We start from the raw sequence: 14,821 nt of genomic DNA on the forward strand, positions 1-14,821 counted from the left end.
ACCGCTCGCCCTGCTTCCCACCCCGCCCGGGCGGCCGTGCCGCCCCTCCCCGCGCGCTCGACCGGCGGCTCGACGAACCCACTGCGCGAGGAATTTCCCCGGCCGCGCGGCGCGTCGCGTCGACGACCGGCCCGCTCACGACGAGCACGGCCCATTCGCATCCACCACGGCGAAAGCCGCGAGGATCGCGGACGCCGTCGGCACGATCCTATACGCGCATAGGAGCCCGCGAGAGCGCTGGCGCGGACCCGCCTGCCCGTCGAGCTGCGGCGATTCTCGTCGATCGATCACGGGATGCTGCGATTGACGACGAGGCTCTCCTCGTCGGGCCGATGAACCACGCGGCGCCGGTCATGCGCCGGCGCAGCACTCATCCAGCTTGTCGAAGATCGCGTCGCCCTGAGCGCACACGCCGTCGGACGGGCACTGCGCGACCTCGACGCCGTCCTGCAGGCAGACGCAGGTGTCGCCCTCGCAGCTGATCTCGTACGTCGGCAGGTCGGGGCAGATCAGCCCCAGGCCGCACACACCCTCGCCGCCTTCATCCATCGAATGGATGCATTCCTCGGCGCCGTTGCCGCAGATGGCGTGCGCTTCGAATGCCTCCATGCACGATTCGTCCACGGGTTCGTTCGGGGCACAGAACAGCTTCGGGAGGCACTGAAGAAAGGCGAGGTGGTTCGCCACGCATTCGGCGTCGATCTCCTGGAACTCCGAGGTGCAGTTCAGGACGCACTCGGCGACTTCGTCCTCGCCGGCGCCCTCGCACGCGGCGGTCTGCTGGCAGGAGGACTCGCAGGCGCTCTGGTGCTCGGGATCGACGGGGCCGCTGGTGCCGCTCTCGGTGTCCTCGCCGGTGGTGGCCACCGTCGGCTCTTCGTCGGTCGACGTCGAGTCGCCGGTGGTGGCGCTCGAGGTCGGAGCATCGTCGGTAGTCGAGGCGTCGGTGGTGGACTCGCCGGAGGTGGAGGTCGAGCCGGTGGCGCTGTCGGATTCGCCGGTTTTGGGGTCGCAGGCGTTTTGGAGGAGCAGGAAGGCAACGGCGAGCAAGGAAAGGTTGAAGCGCAACATGACGATCTCCGTGGCGAGCGGCGAGCCGGTCCATTCCGCCGTCGCGCCGCTCGGCCGTGGAGTCGCCGCAGCCGGGAGAAAAATTGCCGGCGCATCGCGATTCGTCGAGCTGCTCGCGGCCCCCGGGGGCGCCCTCTGCGCGTTGGGGCGCATGCGTCACCTCCATGAGCTGAGCAACACGACGTGCGAGCCCCAGTTCATCGAGGACCCAAGGGTCGCGCCTGGGCGCCGCGACCGACTCGGCCTCGCGCACGACGGTGCCGCGACGGTGCCGCCGCGACCTCGACGCCGGACGGTACCAGCGGCCCCCATGATGTTTGTATTTTTAAAAGTGGCGTACGTTCGCGCCGCGCTGAGCGTCCCGGGCCGGGTTGTTATCCTGCCGCGTGATGTCTTCCCGCAGCACGGCGCAGAGGAGAGCCCCCGAAGCCGGAAGCGCCCGCGTCTTCATGAGTCCTCGCGCCCGCGCGGCGTCGTGGCCGTCCCTCGTGCGCTGCCTGCTGGGCCTCGCCGTCGCCGCCGCGTGCAGGCCGGGCGGGCGCGATTCAGCATCGTCTTCGCCCGACGTCGACGCAGTGCTGGCGGCGCCGCTGCCCCGGTCGGCGCCGATCGAGGCGGCCGAGCTCGCTCCGGAGCCGGCCCCGACGACGACGCGCCCGCCCTCGCGGCGGCTCGGAGAGACGCTCGTGGACGGCCCGCTGGTCGAAGCGGCGCCAAACGAGCCGTGCCCGCAACAGCGCCCCTGTACGATGACGCGGGTCCCCGCGAGCTTCCGCGTGCGCGCCCGCATCGATGGCGGAGGGCGCGAATCAGCCGCGCTCCTCGCCCAGATCGATCAAAACACCGAGGCCTTTAAAAAATGCATGGACGCCAGCTTGCGCCGCGATCGCTGCATTCGCAGCGGGCTCGCGCTGCTCGTTCGATTGCAGGCCTCCGGGGCGCCGGAGTGGATCGCCGTCGACGGCGCCGCGGGCGATCGCTCCCTCGCGTGCCTCGATCACGAGCTCCGCGGGCTCCACCTGCACCGGTTCGTGCCACCCGGAGCCGGCCCCCTCGAGCTACGAATCGTCGCCACGTATCGCCCCGCCCATCGCGCTTACTACCGCGACGACGGCGTCGGCCTGGCGCAGAGCGAGGCCGCCGACGATCCCCCGTGCTCCTCGCGCTGAGCGCTGCAGGCCGGCTCGCCGAGCGCTCCCTCCGAACGAAGTGCCCGCGCACCCGCCGCGAGCCGCGACGGCCGCCGCTCTGCCGGCGCCCATCTCGCAAGGCGTCGCCGGCCGCTCCGTCGCTGCCAGGTTCGGCGCCCGCGCGTGATAGGTTCGCCACGCCATGCGCGCGCTCGCCCTCGCCTCCGCGCTGCTGCTCGGCCAGGCCGCGTGCGCCGGTCGCTACCCGAGCGCCCACGATCGCGTCGTCGAGCTGACCGGGCCCGCCGAAGCTCCGGCGCCGCCGCACGACTGCCTGGTCGTCAACCACGTCCACACCCTGGTCTCCGATCGCTACAGCCACGCGCCGACCGCCGCCAACGAATCACTCGCCTACGATCCGGCCGGCCTGCGGGCCGCGATCGCGGCGTTTCACGGCGACGGCGTCGACGCCATCGTCGTCACCGATCACAACAGCCCGCACGCCGGCTTCGACCCCGCAGTGGCGACCGCCCCGCTGACAGTGATCCCAGGCATGGAGTGGACGACCCGCCGCGGCCACGCCCTGCAGATCGGCCTCGCGCTCGACCGGCCCGCCGACGCCATCCTCCCGCCCGCGTGGCGCACCCGCGTCGTCGCCGACGATTTCCGCCGCATGGTCGCCGAGACGCACCGCCACGGCGGCCTCGTGATCATCGCCCATCCGCGGGTCCCGTTCCGCACCTGGCCCGACGACACCTTCGGGGCCGACGGCGTCGAGGTGTGGGGCCTCGACAGTGTGGTGATTCGCAATCGCCAGGCCGTGCGCTGGTGGCACGATCGCCTGGCCCGCGGCGAGCGACTCGTCGCAGTCGCCGGCACCGACCTCCACCCCGGCGCCTGGCTGCGCCACCATCGGCGCCCGCTCAATCGCGTCACCGCCCCCACCTGCGGCGCGGCCGACGTGCTCGCCGGTCTGCGCGCCGGCCACGTCCTGCTGGTCGACGACCGCGACGCGCCCCGGGTCGTGCTCGCGGTCGACGACGGCGCGCGGCCCGGGGACACGGTCGAGCTGGCCGGCCGCACGGAGATCTTTCTAAAGCTGCGGGTGCTCGCGGGCGCGGGAGCTCGCGTCCGCCTGCTCGGCCCGGCCGGCGAGCTGTTCACGCGCGAGCTCGCCGGCCCCGACACGACCGTGCGGCTGCGCCTGCGCGTGCGTCCGGGCGAGTTCGTGCGGGCCGAGCTGCACCGCGGGCGCAAGCCGCTGGCGCTGACCAACCCGGTGTACTTCCGCTGACCCGGGGTCGCCGCGTCGGTGCTCGGGCGCTGTCACGCTCGACCGGCGCTCGCCGCCCGCCTCGCTACGTTCACGCTCGACCGGCGGTCGCTCTCAGCCGCTCGACAAGAAGGACCCTCCGAGGCGCTCGAGCGCCTCGGCGACGCCCAGGTCGCCCGAGTCGATGGGTGTCCTGGAGGACATGTCTCATTCATAATGTCCATTACGACATGTCCTCTTCCACATGTCCGTTTCGCCATGGCGCCGGGTCCGCCCGCTCAGCGCAGGCGGAACCGCTGGATCTTGCCGGTCGCGGTCTTCGGCAGCTCGGCGACGAACTCGATCCAGCGCGGGTACTTGTAGGGCGCCAGGCGGTCCTTGACGAACCGCTGCAGCTCGGCCGCGAGCTCCGGCCCGGCCACGGCCGGCTCGCGCGCGACCACGAACGCCTTCGGCTTGACCAGCTCGTCGGCGTCGGCGTGACCGACGATCGCGGCCTCGAGCACGGCCGGGTGGGCGGCCAGCGCCGACTCGACCTCGAACGGCGAGACCCAGATCCCGCCGACCTTGAGCATGTCGTCGGCGCGCCCGCAGTAGGTGTAATAGCCGTCGGCGTCGCGGGCGTAGCGGTCGCCGGTGCGGGTCCACGGGCCGTGGAAGGTCTGCAGGCTGCGCTCGCGGTCGTTGAAGTACGCGGCCGCGGCGGTCGGGCCGTTCACCCACAGCGCGCCCTCGGCAGCGCCGGCGATCGCCGCCCCGTCGTCGTCGAGGAGGCGCAGCTCGTAGCCGGGGACCGGCAGGCCGGTGGTGCCGTAGCGGACGTCACCTGGCCGATTGGACAGGAAGATGTGCAGCATCTCGGTCGAGCCGATGCCGTCGAGGATGTCGCTGCCGAAGCGGGCCCGCCAGCGCTGGCCGACGTGGCGCGGCAGCGCCTCGCCGGCCGAGGTGCTGATCCGCAGCGCCGGCAATCGCACCTCGGCGTGGGCGGCGTCGGCCAGCATCGACGCGAACAGCGTCGGCACCCCGCAGAAGACCGTGCACGCGCGCTGCTGCAGCGCGCGGAACACCGCCGCCGGCGTCGGCCGCTCGTTCAGCAGCACCGCGGTGGCCCCGAACGCCAGCGGGAACGTCAGCGCGTTGCCGAGGCCGTAGGCGAAGAACAGCTTGGCCGCCGACAGCACCACGTCGTCCTCACGCATGCCGAGCACCGCGCCGGCGTACAGCTCGGCGGTACGCCGCAGGTGCGCGTGCAGGTGGACCGCCGCCTTCGGCTTCCCGGTCGAACCCGACGAGTACAGCCAGAACGCCACGTCGTCGGGCCCCGTCGCCGCCGCCGCGACCTCCGGCGCCGCCCGCTCGAGCAGCGCGCCGAGCCGCGGGTGACCGTCGTCGGGCCCGCCCTCGGGGCTGTCGGCCACCACGGTCGCGGTCAGCCACGGGCTGCGCGCCCGCGCCTCGCGGAGCTTCGGCAGCAGCGCGTCGCTGACCACCAGCACCCGCGCCCGGCTGTCGCGCAGCAGGTGCTCGTAGTCGGCCGGCGCCAGCAGCGTGTTGACCGGCACCGGCACCGCGCCGATCTTGATCGCCCCGAGGAACACCGCCACGAAGTCGACCGTGTCCAGCAGCACCAGCAGGACGCGCTGCTCGATCTGCACCCCCAGCCCGCGCAGCAGGTCGCCCGCCCGGTCGACCCGCTCGGCCAGCGCCGCGTAGGTCACCGGCCCGAACGCGTCGACGTAGGCGATCTTGTCGCCGAGGCCGCGCGCCAGGTTGCGCTCGATGAGGTCGACTGCAGCGTTGTACTCGCGCGGGAAGCTCCCGACCATCGCCCGATCGTACCAGGCCGCCGGCGCGGCGTCAGGACCGCCCGAGGACCCCCGCGCGAGCGCCTCGGCACGAATCACGAACCGGCGGCCGTCGCAGCGCCTCGCCGATGCACCGCGGCACGGCGAGCCACGCGGGCGCCCTCGGCGATGAGTCGTGGACCCGGCCGCCCTCGCGGAGCGCATCGACCCTGAAGCGCGGACCCGGCCGCCCTCGCGGAGCGCCGCGATGAGAGCCGACGCCCGCGCTCGACCGTGCAGGACGTCGCGCGACCTCGCGGCCGTCGCCTCCGGAGCGACCGAACGGGCAGGCGCCAGCGGACGCAGGCGTCGGCGTCCCGCCCGAGCCGCCGACGTCGCGAGCGCAGTTCGTGGACCGCCGACGAGCGACGCTCGCCGTTCGCACGCTCTCCCGGCGGCTCCTACGAATCGGCGGTGCGGCGAATCGATCGATATGCGCATTCGCGGTCGTCGCCGAGAATGCCTCGCCGCCGCGGGGGCCGACCGGCCGCGTTTGACCACCCCCGGCCGCGTGAACTCGCTCACCCAGGCCGCGGGCGCGCGTGTGCGAGACTGCGGAAAATGACCTCGAGGGCCCCCTTCGCCACCTTCGACCGCGACGCGTGGGCGCGGCTGCGCGAGCAGACCCCGCTGACGCTCAGCGAGGCCGACCTCGACGCGCTGCGGGGCATCACCGAGCGCCTGTCGCTGGACGAGGTCCAGGCGATCTGGCTCCCGGTCACGCGTCTATTGAATCTCCGCTTCGCTGCGCTGCGCGAGCTCCGGCGGGTCACTCAGACCTTCCTCGGCCGCACCGGTCCTGACCACGCCTCGCCGTTCATCCTCGGTTTGGCCGGCAGCGTCGCCGTCGGCAAGAGCACCGCGGGGCGCGTGCTGCAGACCATCCTCTCGCGCTGGCCCGAGCACCCGCGGGTCGACCTCGTCACCACCGACGGCTTCCTGTTCCCCAACGCCACCCTCGAGGCGCGGGGGATCCTCCAGCGGAAGGGCTTCCCCGAGAGCTACGACCTGCGCGGCCTCATGCGCTTCGTCGCCGACGTGCGCGAGGGCGCCGAGGAGGTCTCGGCCCCCGTCTATTCGCACCTGTTCTACGACATCGTCCCCGACGAGCGGCAGCACGTGCGCCGGCCCGACATCCTGATCGTCGAGGGCCTCAACGTCTTGCAGCGAGGCGCCCACGCCACCGGTCGCAAGGGCGTCTACATCTCCGATTACTTCGACTTCTCGATCTACGTCGACGCCGAGGAGGCCGCGATCCGCGAGTGGTTCTTCCAGCGGTTCCGTCGCCTGCGCGAGACCGCCTTCCGCGACCCGCACTCGTACTTCCACAAGTACGCCAGCATGCCCGAGGCCAGCGCCATGCAGCTCGCGCACACCGTGTGGGACACGATCAACGGCGTCAACCTGCGGCAGAACATCGCGCCCACGCGCGAGCGCGCCGACCTCATCCTCGAGAAGGCCGCCGACCACACCGTCCAGCGCGTCCGCCTGCGCGTCGGCTAGCGCGGCGCGGCCCACAGCCGGTGCATCGTCGGTCCCATGCCGACGATGTACAGGCAACAGAACCCGACGCCCGCGGCGTAGGCAGTCAGCTCGCGCGGGCCGACGGCTGACGGCTCGGCCGGCCCGAACCGCGGCAGGCAGGCGCACGCCGCCTCGGCCGTCGCGCTCGCGCTCACCGCGGTCGCCCACGCGATCGCCACCGGCAGCAGCGGCGCGACGATCACCGCGGTGGCGAACGCCAGCAGGCACCACTCGGGCCGCACGCGTCGCCACGCGGCCAGCGGCGCGGCGACCACGGCCACCGCCGACACCGCGACCAGGCTCGCCAGCCACAGCTTGCGCGTCGACCACGTCCCCGGCACCCAGCCGATCGCCATCGACGTGTGGACCACGAAGAACAGGCCGAGCGCCACCGCCGGGCCGACGGCGCGGCCGCGGCGGTCCTCCCACAGCGCCAGGAACGGCACCACCACCGCCGCGCAGGCCAGCAGGTACAGCAGCGCGCGCAGCGGCGGGCGGGGGAACACGCGCGCCACCGCGTACAGGTGGAGCCGCTCGATCCGCACGATGTCCTCGCTCGGGCTCGCCGCCGGATCGTGGCAGTGCTTCTCGATCCACACCGCGCTGCGCGTCGCCGCCGGTCGGGGCCCGCGCGGCGGTCGTCCGCTGTGACCGCGCGCCCGCGCGGCCTCGATCAGCCGCGACGCTCGCTCGCGCAGCCTGGCGACCGCGGCGGTCTCGCCTGGCTCTTGCGCCGGCGCGGCGCCGAGGCAATGGTCCGCGGCCTCGACGATCGCCAGGGCCACGCCGACGTTGTCGTCGTGGGCGGCGATGCGGGCCGCGCGGGCGCGCATGCAGCCGTCGACGACCAGCGGCGGCCCCAGGATCGCCGCCACGCAGCCGAGGCGCAGCAGCGCCAGCGCGGCGATCCGTCGGCGCGCCAGCGGAGCGAACGACACCAGCGCGCGGGTCTGGTCGCGGATCCACAGCACCAGGAACAGCACCGCCACGAACAGCAGCGGCCACACGAACGAATCGATGGTGCGCAGCGGGTCCTCGGCCTCGACCCGCGGCAGGCTCACGATCACCGCCCCGGTCAGGCTGAGCAGCGCGCTGGCGGGCGCGATCCAGTGGATTCGCGTCTGCCGCAGCGCCGGCCGGCGGACCAGCACCGCGCGGTCGTATCGCTGCAGTCGCTGGCGGACCGCCGCCCACGCGTCGACCAGGCGATGGATCGCCACCTTCACGGCCGGTCCCCCCAGAACATGCGCATGTGCGAGCCGCTGATGTCGCGGAAGTAGACCGGCGGCTCGCCGAGCACGCACAGCAGCTCCAGCACCTCGCGGCGCGACACGTGGCCGCCGACGCGGAGCAGCGTCACGCTCTCGCGCTCGCGCAGGCAGCCCGGGCCGAACTGCGCGGTCAGGCGGTCGCGCGTCGCGTCCTCGAGGTGGCCGCCGATCTCGAACAGCGCCCCGCGGCGGGCCTGCTCGAGGTCGAGGACGCCGCCGTGGAACCACACCGCGCCGTCGTCGCGCAGGCCGACCACGTCGTCGGCGATCGCCTCGAGCTCGGGGATGTGCTGCGAGCTGACCACCGCCGCCAGCCGCAGCGACGAGCTCGAGACGATGTCGCGCAGGTCCTGCAAGAACCACTGCTGCGCGCGCGGGTCGAGGGCCACCAGCGGCTCGTCGACCAGCAGCAGGCGCGGCCGGCCGACCAGCGCGCGCGCCAGGGCGACGCGGGTCTGCAGGCTGCGCGACAGCTCGCGCCAGCGGACTTGACGGCAGTGGGCCAGGCCGAGGCGCTCGAGCCAGAAGTCGACGGTGTCGACGTTCTCGCCGCCGCGCAGCCCGCAGGCGCCGGCCCACGCGTGCAGGTACTCGTCGAGGCGGCCGCGGAACCGCGGCAGGCGCTGCGGCACGTGGGCGATCCGCGAGCGCACCACCGGCCAGTCGATGTCGTCGTGACGCGGCAGCGCCGGGTCGAGCTGCGGGTACGAGATCATGCCGTCCTCGACCCGCAGCTCGCCGGCCAGGACCCGCAGGAAGGTCGTCTTGCCGGCGCCGTTGGGGCCGACCACCGCCACCACGGTGCGCGGGAACACCGTCAGCGACACGTCCTTGAGCACCGGCGGGCCGCCCTTGCGGTAGCGCAGGGCGAGCCCGTCGCAGCGCACCAGCGGCCCGTACTCCGGCGCCGCCCCGGCGTGCAGCGACGTGCGGGCCGCGGCGTCGAGCGAGGCCGCCAGCCAGTGCTCGCCGAGGCCCTCGAACGGGCCCGGCGCGGCCGACCGCACGATCTCGTCGGTGAGCGCGAGGATCGCCTGCAGCAGCGCCAGCCACTCGCGCCGCTCGCTCGCTTCGAGCCTGGCCTTGAAGACATGTCTCGTACGCCATGTCCCGGCGCGCGCCGACAGCTCGAGCGCGCGCCGGCGGACCTGCGAGTCGCCGAACCGCTCGGCCAGGTCGAGCAGGCGCAGCGCGGCGCGCTTGCCGTCGGCCCGGCGCACGTGGGCCTCGATCTCCTCGCGCAGGCGCAGCGCGTCGGGGTGGGCCGCGACCGCCTCGACCGCGAGGCTGCCGCTCGACGCCTGCGCGCTCATCGACGCGGCGAGGTTGGTCAAGCGGCGGGTGATCGCCACGCGGCGGTCTCCGCTGGCCTCGCCGCGCTCGCCGGCCTCGCGCTGCCAGCGGTGCAGGTCGGCGACCGCCAGGTTGAGCTCGCGGCGGTCCCCGGACGTCGTCGTGCTGGCGCGCTCGAGCTCCTCCAGCTTGCGCGCCGCCGCGGCGTCGCGGTGGGCCGACAGCAGGCTCGCCACCGCGAACGCCTCCGGCTCGCTCACCCCGAGCTGCGCCGCGACGTGGCGCAGCTCGCCGGCCAGCTCCGGCCGCGAGGCCGCCAGGTAGACGAGGAAGCGCCCGAGCAGCGGCCCGTCCAGCGCCGCGAGGGCCGCGTCGACCAGCCCCTCGAAGCCGACCTCGGGCCCGGGCAGCCGCGCCCGCAGCCCGCCGTCCTCGACCGCGAACGCCGACAGCCCGCGCCGCAGCTCGTCCGGCGTCAGCGCCCGCAGCAGCAGCGCCCGCAGCGGCGCGAGGCTCATGCTCCGCCTCCGCGGCCGTCGGCCCAATCGCAGCAGCGCCGCGCCGGCGCGCTCGCGGGCGACCACGCCGAATCGACGGGGCGACGAATCGAGCGACGAGCTGCGGGCGCTCGATCGCGGGCCGATCGTTCCATATCGATCGAGTGGGCGAACCCGAGCGATTGCGCAAGGGCGCGGCCCGCCCCGCCTCGCCCCGCCGCGTTGGGCCCGCGGTCGCGGCGTCCGCCGCGGCCTGCGCCGGCCCGAGGCCACCCGGCGCCGACCGCTCGGAGCGAGCGACGCTCGTGGCATTCGCGGCCCCTCGCGCCCGCGGCGCGGCCCCTCGCGCCGGCGCAGCGCCGCGATCCGCGGGACCGTGGTGTGATGATTCGAGTGCCGCCCGGCGACGTCGCCGCTCGCGACCTGTCGCCGCGCGGGCGGGCTGTCGTCGCATTCGTCCCGGTCATCGTCGGTTCACCAGCGATCGTCGCGGCGATGGGGCCGGGTGTGCAGCCACTCGTCGAGCGCCGCCAGCTTCGCTTGCGGCGGCGCCGGCAGGGCCGCGTACGCCTCGCGGGCGCGCAGCGCGTGCGGCAGGGCCTCGGCCGGCGACGCGGCGCGCAGGGCCGTGAACAGCGCGTAGTGCAGATCCGCGGCCCGCACGTGGGAGCTCGATCCGCTGGCCTGCCACGAATCGAGGGCCGAGCGAATCATCATAGTCGCGGCCCCGGTCCGACCGCGTCGCAGCAGCGCCGCGCTCTCGGCGAGCGCCAGGTCGACGAGCAGCGCGGGGGCCTCCGCGGGTTGGGTTTGGGGGACGAACGAGCGCGCGGCGGCGGCGAAGCGGAGCACCAGCTCGTCGGCGCCGGCCTCCTCCGCCAGCCTGGCCGCGCTCGTGTAGGCGTGGGCCAGGATCGGGCCGTAGGACGGATCGTGGCCCTCGGGCGCGCCGAGCAGCTCGAGGTAGGGCGCGATCGCGGCCCTCGCACCACCTGTCTCGTAGGACACACGGGCGACGAGGTCGAGGACCTCCGGGCGATACAGGCGCTGATTGGCCGTGCGCCCCTCGACGCGCATCGCGTTGCGGGCGCTCTCCGCCAGCGCCAGCGCGCCGCCGAAGTCGCCGCGCGCCTCGGCCACCCGCGCGGCGAAGAACTGCGCCAGCGACAGGAGCGGCGAGCCGGGCTGAGCCCCGGCGATCGCTAGCGCCAGACTCGCCGCGGCTTCGGCCTCGTCGACGAGCTTCAGCTTCAGCAGCGCGTCGATGTGGTTGAGCAGCGCCGGCACGAGCCGCGGGTGAGCGGGCCCGAGCTCCGCCTCGACGATCCCGCGCGCCTCCGCGAACTGCTCCTGGGCCGACGTGAAGTCGCCGCGGAGGAAGAACATGCGCCCGAGCCCCATCAGCGCCGGCGTGCGCAGCAGCGGCCACTCGCCGGCGCGACCCGCGAGGGCCTTGAGGAACTCCTCCTCCGCCAGCGGCAAGTCATCCTCGGCGAGGGCGACCAGGCCGAGGTAATCGTGGGCCTCCACCTCGCGCGGATCGCCCTCCGCGCCGACGCGGGCCAGTCGCCCGCGCAGCACGTCGTACCAGACCCAGCCGTCGTGCGGGTGCTTGCTCTGATAGACCGCGAAGCGGAGCCGACGCAACGCGACGTCGGCGGCGAGATCGGGCAGGTCGTACGCGACCGCCAGGAGGTCGGCCTCGGCCAGGGTCGCGCCGGCGAGGGCCGCCCGCGGTCCTGAATCCTGCGCGCGCGACAGATGGTAGAGCGCGAGCGCCACGGTGGGCGGATGGCCGAGCTCGTTGGCGTCGCGGACCGCCGCGGTCGCCAGCGCCTCGCTGTCGCGGTAGTGACCGGCGAGCCACGCGACCTCGGCCTCCGCCAGCTCGTCCTCGATCCGCCGCAGCGCCCCGGGATCCATCACGACCGCGTTCATCGCCGTCTCGGCGCGATCGAAGCTGCGGACGCACCCGGCGAACTTCGCCGGCGACGGCAGCTCGCGCCACTCGAGGTCGGTCTGACCGTGGGCGAGCGCGGTCGCCAGGCGCAGCAAGAATTGACGGTGCGTCGTCAGGCAGCGCGAGCCCCGATAGAGCATCTCGTCGGACAGCAGGCCGCTCAGGCGGCCGCGGCACAGATCGCGCCGCGCCTCCTTCCACTTCTCGACCAGCGCCAGCACCTGGGTGTGGACCGCCGGCGCCAGCGCGGCGGCGGTCTGCTCGTCCCACACGTCCTCGAGATCGGCGGCCACTTCGGCGTCACAGCGCTCGGCCGGGCCCGGACCTCGCACCGCGCTCAGCCACACGCCGAGCACGAGGGTCGCCAGCGCCACCGCGATCGTCGTGCGCATGCGGGCCGGTCCGTCGCGGTCGCGGTCGAGCTCGGCGAGCAGCGCGGTCATCGACGGCCACCGCGCGGCCGGGTCCGGCGACAGGCCGCGCACCACCGCCGCGTGCAGCCACGCCGGCACCCGCGAGTCCGCCGGCGGCGGGCGGATCTCGCCGCGCTCGCTGGCCTCGAGAGCGTCCCACGCGCTGGTGCCCGCGAACGGTCGCACCCCGTAGAGCGCCTCGTACAGCGCCACGCAGAAGCTGAACTGATCGGCCCGGGCGTCGCAGCGGCGGCCGTTGTACTGCTCGGGCGCCATGTACGCCGGCGTACCGAGGATGTCGCCGGTCATCGTCAACGGCGTCTGGAGCACCGGCGGGTTCGGCACGTCGTGCAGCGATTGCGACGACGACGACGACGACGGGCTGGGCGCGTCGTCGGCGAGCGAACCCACCAGGCCGAAGTCGAGGACGCGCACGCGACCGTCGAAGCCGATCATCACGTTGCTCGGCTTGAAGTCGCGGTGGACCAGGCCGACCTCGTGGGCCGCCGCCAGTCCGCGGCCGGCGGCGCTGAACACGTCGAGGATCTGCCGCCACGTCCGCGGCCCGTCGGGCCCGCGCAGCCACGCGTGCAGCGTCTTACCGTCGACGAACTCCATCGCCACGAACAATCGGCCCTCGTGGTGACCGACCTCGAAGATCTGAACTACGTTCGGATGCGACAGGCGCGCGAGGGCCTGCGCCTCGCGCAACAGTCGCGGGCGCGCCTCGATGTCCGTGTCGAGCGCCGCGCGCATCAGCTTGATGGCCACCGAGCGCCCGAGCTCGCCGTCGAAGCCGGAATACACCACCCCCATTCCGCCCTCGCCGAGGCGGCCATGGATGTGGAATCGACCGATCCGCGGCGGCAGGGCCCCTCCGCCGTACGAATCGCCGGGGACCGTCCGCTCCACCGACGGCCAGTCGCCACCGCTGTCGTAGACGGTCGAGCCCGACGTACCATCGTGCTCTTTGCGTCTCTTGTTGCGCATCTCGGCGCCGCTCCCGCGGCCGATCCCTGGTCGCTCCGAGTCCAAAGGTGAAGAGCGTGGGCGCCCCGGTCAACCTCAGCGATGCCCGGGCGACCTCCCGCGCGAGCGCCGGCGCGACGAGACGTCGCAGCATCACCGCCGAGAGGCGCGAGCGCGGCGCTTTCGACGGGTCGCGCCGCGGCGAGAAATCATATGTCCTTTTGACCATGTCCATACAAACACCTGATGCTGCGCGGTGAGCGAGCGCGAGCCCGTCGGCTCGCGCCGCGTCGGCGGGTCGATTGGGAGAGATCGATCCCGGGGCAGTTCGGACCGCAAGCGCGGCACGCCTCGCACGGCGCTCGCCCCGCGTCGATCGCCGGCGCCGACTCGCGTACCATGACGGGCATGGCGGAGTTCACCGCGGGCGAGCGGGTCGTCGGCCTGAGGTCGGCCTACGTCGTGGGCGAGCGGCTCGGCGAGGGCGGCTTCGGGCTCGCGTTCGTGGCGACTGCGGACGACGGCCGGCGGGTCGTGCTCAAGCAACTCCGGGTCGCGCGCATGGGCGACTGGAAGGCCATGGAGCTGTTCGAGCGCGAGGCCCGGGTGCTCGCCTCGCTCGCGCACCCCAACATCCCGCGCTGCCACGAGTTCTTCGCCACCGACGGCGTCCGGGCAGTCGACCCGACCGACCTCGCCGGCCTCGGCGACGACGTCTCGCTCGTGCTCGCGCAGGACCACGTCGACGGCGCCTCTCTGGCCGCGCGCGTGACCGGCGGCGCGCGCATGACCGCCAGCGAGGCCGAGGCGCTGCTGCGCAAGCTGCTCGGCGTGCTGGCCTACCTGCACGACCTCCAGCCGCCGGTCGTCCACCGCGACATCAAGCCGGGCAACATCGTCGTCACCGCTGCGGGCGAGCCGATGCTCATCGACTTCGGCGCCATCCAGGACCGGGCCCGCCGCGACTCCGAGATCGGCTCGACCAGCGTCGGCACGTTCGGCTTTTTCCCGCTCGAGCAGGTGCTGGGCAAGGCGCGGCCGGCCTCCGATCTGTACGCGCTGGCGATGACGATGGTCGTCGTCCTCACCCACCGCCAGCCCGACGAGCTGCCGCTCGATCCGTCCACCAGCAAGGTCGACGTGCGCCGCGCGTGCCCCGGCCTGCCCGAGCGGCTGACGCGGGCCCTCGACGGCATGCTCGAGCCGGCCGTCGGCCAGCGGTTCGCCGCGGCCCGCGACGTCCTGGCCGTGCTCGACGGCGAGGCGCTCGCGCGCCGCGAACCAGCGCTACCTGTCCCTCAGGCCAGGTCGTTGCCGGCCCTGGTCTACAAGGTCCCGCTGTACACCGGCGGGGCCGCGGCGATGCTGTTGTACGGGTTTCTGTTCGACAACTTCTCGGAGTCCGACCTGGTCGCGCTGAGTTTCACCTGGCTGCCGCTGGTGGCCTTCGGCCTCGGCGCCCGCCTGCGCGACTCGATCGCCGGCGGCCTGCGCTGGGCAGTGATCGCCACCCTGCTGCTCGGCGTGTTCCTCCTCGCAGTGTTCCCGGCGCTGTGACGCGGACGAGGCGACG

General features: G+C 73.8%; 9 protein-coding genes. 4 read left to right on the forward strand and 5 right to left on the reverse strand.

Going from position 1 to position 14,821, the window contains the following annotated elements; genetic code table 11:
* Positions 1-351 precede the first annotated feature (351 nt).
* Positions 352-1,071: a hypothetical protein gene (locus OV090_RS37620; protein ID WP_267709555.1), complete on the reverse strand. Its 720-nt coding sequence runs from the start codon at positions 1,069-1,071 to the stop codon at positions 352-354.
* Positions 1,072-1,520: 449 nt separating this feature from the next.
* On the opposite strand from OV090_RS37620, the gene OV090_RS37625 reads away from it, so the two are divergent.
* The gene (locus OV090_RS37625) at positions 1,521-2,240 is read left to right on the forward strand and encodes a hypothetical protein (protein ID WP_267709556.1); all 720 of its coding nucleotides are present in this window, start codon (positions 1,521-1,523) and stop codon (positions 2,238-2,240) included.
* A gap of 163 nt (positions 2,241-2,403) precedes the next feature.
* Complete coding sequence (locus OV090_RS37630; protein WP_267709558.1) at positions 2,404-3,495, forward strand: CehA/McbA family metallohydrolase; 1,092 nt, start codon at positions 2,404-2,406, stop codon at positions 3,493-3,495.
* Positions 3,496-3,752: 257 nt separating this feature from the next.
* Here OV090_RS37630 and OV090_RS37635 read toward each other — a convergent pair whose 3' ends face one another.
* The gene (locus OV090_RS37635; RefSeq protein ID WP_267709559.1) at positions 3,753-5,303 is read right to left on the reverse strand and encodes a benzoate-CoA ligase family protein; all 1,551 of its coding nucleotides are present in this window, start codon (positions 5,301-5,303) and stop codon (positions 3,753-3,755) included.
* 579 nt (positions 5,304-5,882) lie between these two features.
* On the opposite strand from OV090_RS37635, the gene coaA reads away from it, so the two are divergent.
* Positions 5,883-6,824 (forward strand): type I pantothenate kinase, encoded by a 942-nt coding sequence (gene coaA / locus OV090_RS37640; protein ID WP_267709560.1) that lies wholly within the window; start codon positions 5,883-5,885, stop codon positions 6,822-6,824.
* Here coaA and OV090_RS37645 read toward each other — a convergent pair.
* The 3 genes from OV090_RS37645 to OV090_RS37655 all read right to left on the reverse strand — a co-directional run bounded on the left by OV090_RS37645 (position 6,821) and on the right by OV090_RS37655 (position 13,269).
* Entirely contained in the window at positions 6,821-8,071 is a 1,251-nt protein-coding gene (locus OV090_RS37645) for a hypothetical protein (RefSeq protein ID WP_267709561.1), read from the reverse strand. The two genes, coaA and OV090_RS37645, sit on opposite strands and share 4 nt — an antisense overlap.
* Entirely contained in the window at positions 8,068-9,927 is a 1,860-nt protein-coding gene (locus OV090_RS37650; RefSeq protein WP_267709562.1) for an ABC transporter ATP-binding protein, read from the reverse strand. Before OV090_RS37650 ends, OV090_RS37645 begins: the two co-directional genes overlap by 4 nt.
* A gap of 453 nt (positions 9,928-10,380) precedes the next feature.
* Entirely contained in the window at positions 10,381-13,269 is a 2,889-nt protein-coding gene (locus OV090_RS37655; RefSeq protein ID WP_267709564.1) for a serine/threonine-protein kinase, read from the reverse strand.
* Positions 13,270-13,656: 387 nt separating this feature from the next.
* Between OV090_RS37655 and OV090_RS37660 the strand changes: the two genes are divergently transcribed.
* Positions 13,657-14,805, forward strand: a complete 1,149-nt coding sequence (locus tag OV090_RS37660) for a serine/threonine-protein kinase (RefSeq protein WP_267709565.1) — start codon at positions 13,657-13,659, stop codon at positions 14,803-14,805.
* Positions 14,806-14,821 lie beyond the last annotated feature (16 nt).

The sequence above is a fragment of the Nannocystis sp. RBIL2 genome, assembly GCF_026626745.1.
Taxonomy (GTDB): Bacteria; Myxococcota_A; Polyangia; order Nannocystales; family Nannocystaceae; genus Nannocystis.

Coding starts and splice junctions, on each gene's coding strand:
- OV090_RS37635 (WP_267709559.1), bottom strand. CDS start 5,303: ATGGTCGGGAGCTTCCCGCGCGAGTACAACGCTGCAGTCGACCTCATC.
- OV090_RS37630 (WP_267709558.1), top strand. CDS start 2,404: ATGCGCGCGCTCGCCCTCGCCTCCGCGCTGCTGCTCGGCCAGGCCGCG.
- OV090_RS37620 (WP_267709555.1), bottom strand. CDS start 1,071: ATGTTGCGCTTCAACCTTTCCTTGCTCGCCGTTGCCTTCCTGCTCCTC.
- OV090_RS37655 (WP_267709564.1), bottom strand. CDS start 13,269: ATGCGCAACAAGAGACGCAAAGAGCACGATGGTACGTCGGGCTCGACC.
- coaA (WP_267709560.1), top strand. CDS start 5,883: ATGACCTCGAGGGCCCCCTTCGCCACCTTCGACCGCGACGCGTGGGCG.
- OV090_RS37625 (WP_267709556.1), top strand. CDS start 1,521: ATGAGTCCTCGCGCCCGCGCGGCGTCGTGGCCGTCCCTCGTGCGCTGC.
- OV090_RS37660 (WP_267709565.1), top strand. CDS start 13,657: ATGGCGGAGTTCACCGCGGGCGAGCGGGTCGTCGGCCTGAGGTCGGCC.
- OV090_RS37650 (WP_267709562.1), bottom strand. CDS start 9,927: ATGAGCCTCGCGCCGCTGCGGGCGCTGCTGCTGCGGGCGCTGACGCCG.